Below are 530 nucleotides of genomic sequence, written 5' to 3' on the forward strand. Positions count from 1 at the left end.
GTCGAGTGTAGGTCACGTTCGTGATTTACCAACGGCGGGTCAAAGTACAGGTCAAAAGGCTGCTGCAGTTTCAACCAAGGGTATGAGCCCAGAAGATAAAGCTCGTATCAAGAAAGAAAAAGATCGCAAAGCGCTTATTAAAAAGATGGGTATCAACCCTTATCAAGAGTGGGAAGCGAATTACCAAATCTTACCGGGCAAAGAAAAAGTCGTTGCTGAATTGCAAAAACTGGCTGAGAACGCAGACCATGTTTATCTCGCAACCGATTTGGACCGCGAAGGAGAAGCTATCGCATGGCACCTTCGTGAGATCATCGGTGGTGATGAAACGCGATACAAACGAGTGGTTTTTAACGAAATCACTAAAAATGCTATTCAGCAAGCTTTCGAAACTCCAGGCGAGCTAAATATCGACGGCGTAAACGCACAACAAGCACGACGTTTTATGGACCGTGTTGTTGGCTTTATGGTGTCACCACTGCTTTGGAAAAAAATAGCACGAGGCCTATCCGCTGGCCGTGTTCAATCTG

1 protein-coding gene is annotated in these 530 nt (G+C 45.8%); it reads left to right on the plus strand.

Translation table 11 applies throughout. The features are described from left to right. Nucleotides 1-530 (plus strand): toprim domain-containing protein (locus AB4653_RS17160; protein ID WP_372104818.1); only part of this gene is annotated, 530 nt, incomplete at both ends.

Source organism: Vibrio sp. 10N.222.48.A3 (genome assembly GCF_041475345.1).
Lineage (GTDB): Bacteria > Pseudomonadota > Gammaproteobacteria > Enterobacterales > Vibrionaceae > Vibrio > Vibrio tasmaniensis_A.